Origin of the sequence: Xanthovirga aplysinae, assembly GCF_009711365.1 — a bacterium.
Taxonomy (GTDB): domain Bacteria; phylum Bacteroidota; class Bacteroidia; order Cytophagales; family Cyclobacteriaceae; genus Xanthovirga; species Xanthovirga aplysinae.
In genome coordinates, this window is the sequence record NZ_SMMB01000879.1 from 1 (window position 1) to 5,039 (window position 5,039).

5 protein-coding genes are annotated in these 5,039 nt (G+C 35.0%); all 5 read left to right on the forward strand.

Features of this window, described 5'->3' with window-relative positions:
* Positions 1–238 precede the first annotated feature (238 nt).
* On the forward strand, positions 239–838 hold the full coding sequence (locus tag E1171_RS07265) for an RNA polymerase sigma factor (protein ID WP_155205348.1): 600 nt from the start codon (positions 239–241) through the stop codon (positions 836–838).
* Positions 813–1,046: a hypothetical protein gene (locus E1171_RS07270; RefSeq protein WP_155205349.1), complete on the forward strand. Its 234-nt coding sequence runs from the start codon at positions 813–815 to the stop codon at positions 1,044–1,046. Before E1171_RS07265 ends, E1171_RS07270 begins: the two co-directional genes overlap by 26 nt.
* Before the next feature lie 121 nt (positions 1,047–1,167).
* Positions 1,168–1,836 (forward strand): endonuclease III, encoded by a 669-nt coding sequence (gene nth, locus E1171_RS07275; RefSeq protein ID WP_155205350.1) that lies wholly within the window; start codon positions 1,168–1,170, stop codon positions 1,834–1,836.
* A gap of 51 nt (positions 1,837–1,887) precedes the next feature.
* Positions 1,888–3,753 (forward strand): asparagine synthase (glutamine-hydrolyzing), encoded by a 1,866-nt coding sequence (asnB, locus tag E1171_RS07280; RefSeq protein WP_155205351.1) that lies wholly within the window; start codon positions 1,888–1,890, stop codon positions 3,751–3,753.
* A 188-nt stretch (positions 3,754–3,941) separates the two neighbouring features.
* A partial coding sequence (locus tag E1171_RS07285) for a glycosyltransferase family 4 protein (protein ID WP_155205352.1) occupies positions 3,942–5,039 on the forward strand: 1,098 nt, incomplete at its 3' end.

Below are 5,039 nucleotides of genomic sequence, written 5' to 3' on the forward strand. Positions count from 1 at the left end.
AATTAAATTTTATATATTTTTTGTAGAGGCGTAAGAGGGAAAGATCGAGAAAAGAGCAAGAACGCGTTTAAAGATCAAAATTTAAAAACACAATAATTAAAATATTCATAAACAGCTTTTTGCATAATATTTGCTAAAAGTTTATATTTGAATCTTACAAAAAAATAAATTCTTCATTTAACCCTAAAATTCAGCAATATGAATTAGACCTCTACGTTCACTAAATGTCTTTTTAACAATGGAAAAGTATTCGCTTAACGACAGCAAATTGATTACGCTGTATAAAGGTGGTGACGAAGGAGCTTTTGAAGAGCTAATGAAAAGGCATAAGTCGAGGATCTATACCACTATTTACCTTATCACCAAGGATAGTTTTATTGCTGAAGACTTATTGCAAGAAACCTTTATAAAAGCTATCCGGACTATAAAATCCGGTAGATATAATGAGGAGGGTAAATTCTTACCTTGGATATTACGAATTGCGCACAATTTAGCGATTGATTTCTTCAGAAAAGAAAAACGTTATCCTACAATAATTATGGAGGATGGTAGCAGTGTTTTTAATACTCTGGAATTTTCTGAAGATTCAGCTGAATCCATACAAATTCAAAAGGACACTCATATGCGGTTGAGAAGGTTAATTCATGAACTTCCCGAAGCGCAAAAAGAGGTACTGATGATGAGACATTATATGAAAATGAGTTTTCAGGAAATTGCTGATTCCACAGGTGTAAGCATTAACACTGCCTTGGGAAGAATGCGTTATGCACTCATCAACCTCAGGAAAAAGATGCAACAAACCGAGCAAGCTTATGACGCAAACATTTACCCAGGATGACGTAGTAAAATACCTATACAAGGAAACTACATCAGAAGAAAGTGAGGAAATTGAAAGGGCACTTCTTTTCGATACGGAGTTGTTGGAGGTTTATCACCAGATGCGGGCTGTAGTTCACCAGTTGGATAACCTCAATTTTGAACCTTCGGAAAGATGCAGTCAGAAGATTTTAGATTATTCCAAATCATTCAATTTATTTTCTTTCTGAAAAAGGTCATATAGGATTAGCGGCTAAACTTAGCCGTATTTTTTTACCCTTTGGTTAAATCAATTGAAGGGTTTATATTAGCTTTCCAATTTAATTGAAATGGAATAGTTAAATTTTTAACATGCGTAAGAAAGAGCGTTTCGAAGCATTTTTAGATTACTTCACCACTCATCAACCCATAGCTGAAACAGAACTGGAATATGAAACTCCTTTTCAGCTTTTAATTGCAGTTATTTTAAGTGCCCAGTGTACAGATAAGCGGGTAAATATGGTGACTCCTGCTTTATTTGAAGCCTTTCCTAATGCTGAACATTTAGCCGCAAGCCATTTTGACGAACTTTTTCCCTACATCAAAAGTATTTCCTACCCTAACAACAAGACTAGGCATCTTTTGGGAATGGCAAAAATGCTAGTGGAGGAATTTAACTCCGAGGTGCCCTCAGACACTAAAGAATTGCAAAAACTTCCAGGTGTAGGCCGTAAAACTGCCAATGTAGTTGCTTCTGTTATTTTCGATCAACCCGCTATGGCTGTCGATACCCATGTTTTTAGAGTCTCCAAAAGAATTGGCCTGGCTACCCAGACAGCCAAAACCCCTTTGGAAGTGGAAAAACAACTCATTCGACATATTCCAAGAGAACACATCTCTACAGCGCACCACTGGCTTATTCTTCACGGCCGATACGTTTGTATCGCCAGAAAACCCAAATGTGAAATTTGCCCCCTCACGCACTTCTGTCGGTATTTTGAAAAAAATGTCCTTCAAATTGTTCCGGAAAGTAATGCCTAAATACTTAATTAGGAATTAATAATAGGGAATTACCCTTAATTGGATTTTTTCATGTGCGGTATACATTTAATTTGGGACCGGAAAGGGAATTATGACGATTGTATAATTGAGAATATGTTACAATCCACTACCTACCGTGGACCTGATCATGCGGCTTTTCGAAGTTACACCTTTAATAACCAAAAACTTTTTCTTGCTGCCAACCGATTACGAGTTTCAGAGGTATCTTCTCTGGCCGACCAACCTTATTCATCAAACTGTGGAAACTATAGTTTGATCTTCAATGGGGAAATTTACAACTTTTTTGACTTGCGAAATGAATTACTGCAAAAAGGCCATTCTTTTAATAGTATTTCTGACACAGAAGTCCTTTTAAAACTTTTGATAGAAGAAGGAAGAAAAGCCATTCCCCGGCTTAATGGGATGTTTGCTTTTGCTTTTTGGGATCATCAAAAAAATGAATTACTGCTAGCCAGAGATCGTCATGGAATGAAGCCTTTGTTCTATTTTCAAAAAGAAAATACTTTCATAGCTGCCTCCGAAACCAAAGGTCTCCTTGCTTCAGGGTTAATTCAAAAAGAGCTAAATAAAAATGCCGTTCACCATTATTTACAATTTAAATATGCTCCTAAACCTGAAACCTTTTATAAAAATATTTTTCAAGTTGAGGAAGGACATTTTCTTTTGATTAAAGATGGTAAAATAGCCCAAAAAAAGGCTTTTATCCCAAATAAACAAGGTTTACCTAAGATCCCAGAAGACAAAAAAGGGGTAATTAAAAAAGCTGAAGATTTAATTACAGATGCTTTATTTTCTCAAATAGAGAGCCAAAAGCCGGTAGGTTTATTTTTAAGTGGAGGTGTAGATTCTACCCTACTTTTAGCCTTAAACAACAAACATGGTGGAGCTCCCCTTCCCTGTTTCTCTATTGTTCATGACTCCAAAGAAGGCTCATTTGGGACAAAAGATCAGCATTTTGCACGTCAGGCAGCCAAAAAATATCAGGCTGCTTCTTATGAAGAAATTATTGTTAAGGAAGACATCTTAAAAAACTTACCCTCAATTATCGGTCAAATGGATCAACCGATAGGAGATAGCGCCAGCTTAATGACCTACCTTCTTTCGGAAAAAGCATCAAAAACTATGGGTGTAGTTTTATCTGGTGCAGGAGCTGATGAGCTGTTTGCAGGATATAATCGACACTACGCTTTTTACCAGTACCTAAATTACTTTGGAAAGCTTAAAAATTTTTATCCTTTAATAAAACAGGTAAGTGGTAGCTTACCAACTGGAATAAACTCCCCATTTAGGAAAAAATTCAGGCTTTGGAAAAAAATGGGCAGGAGTCTAAGCCCATCTCCGGAACAAACCTTTTTAAACTTCTCTTCTTTTGAGGAATTTACTAAATCAATATCATTAAAGAGTTTTAAGAAGTTTTCCGAAGAAAAATTTATTGAAAAGCATTTTAGACAAGCCCTCGAATTTGATCGTAGTAATTACCTTACTGGAGATATTTTATCCCTCAATGATCAAATGAGCATGCTACATAGTCTGGAAATGCGTATGCCCTATTTGAATAATGAAATATTAAACTTTACCCACCAATTGCCTTCAACCTATTTAATTAATGGGGGAAAAAAATGGTTATTAAAAAATATCCTTAACCAAATGGATGGACTAGTTTTTAGCCAAAGACCAAAAGAAGGACTTGGTCTCCCCTTTGGTAATTGGTTAAAAAAACAAGGAAATCATTATCTTTGGGATTTTCTTCAGAATGACCAGGCTATTATCTTTGAATTTATATCTCGAGAAAAAATTAAGTCTTTTCTTAAGGAACATCAATCCAATAAAACAGACCACAGCCTCTTGCTTTGGTCTATTTTGACGCTATCCATTTGGCTGGAAAAGCATTTTTAAATGTCAAAACTGGGATTTATTAGATTAAAGGATGATAAGATTTTATATACTGAAAAACTAGACAAGGGAAATAAAGAAGTGGAAAAAGGGAAAAAACCTTGAATTTAAATCATCTAATAAATCCTTTCTCAGACAAAGCAAACCTTATATCCACAAACCCTAAGAATCCTAATCCCTAATGCAGTATTATGCACATACTCTACCTTCATCAATACTTTAAAACTCCACAAGAAGGAGGTGCCATACGTTCCTTTTATCTGGCAAAAGGCCTAGTGAACAATGGGTATAGAGTAAGTATGGTTAGCAGTCACAATGAAAACAAGTATGTGCAAAAAAACATAGAAGGGATTGAAGTCCATTATTTACCTGTTTATTATGATAATAAATTGGGTTTTTATGGTCGGATCTATGCTTTTCTTAAATTTATATTTTTGGCCTGTCAACTAATAGGGAAAATTTCTAAAAGTGACAAAGTTAACAAAATCTACGCCACTTCAACTCCTCTTACGATTGGCCTAGTAGCTTTATGGGCAAAGAAAATATATAAGCTTACCTATTTTTTTGAAGTTAGAGATTTATGGCCAGAAGCACCTATTCAACTAAGATTTATTCGTAATCCTAGTTTAAAAAAACTACTTTATGGGTTGGAATCTACCATTTACAATCATGCAGATAAAATTGTGGCCCTTTCTCCGGGAATAAAACAGTATATTAAAAGGATTGTACCTGAAAAAGAAATTACTTTAATCCCAAATATGTCTGATTGCGAATTTTTTAAGCAAGAAGAAAAACAGGAGGCATTAGAAGTCAAATACCAGGTAAGGAACAAATTTGTAGTAAGTTATTTTGGGGCTGCAGGTGAAGTAAATCATTTGGAATATGTATTGGATGCCGCCAAACAGTGCGTCAAATTGCCTATACATTTTTTGATTACAGCAGAGGGATCTGAGCTATCAAGAATTAAAGAATTAGCAAAAAGCATGAAATTAAAGAACCTGTCTTTTTTTCCTTATAAAAATAAATCGGGAATAAAAGAGGTGCTCAATGTAACAGATGCTGTTTATATTTCTTTTGCCAATTTCCCCATTCTAGAAACCAACAGCCCAAATAAGTTTTTTGATGGCCTGTCAAGTGGAAAATTACTTATTGTTAATTCTAAAGGGTGGACCAAAAACATCGTTATTAATCGAAATTGTGGCTTTTATCACAACCCAAATACAGAAAGTTTCTCCAATGCCATTTTACCTTTCCTACTCGATAAAGACCTTTTAAGTGAACATCAATTC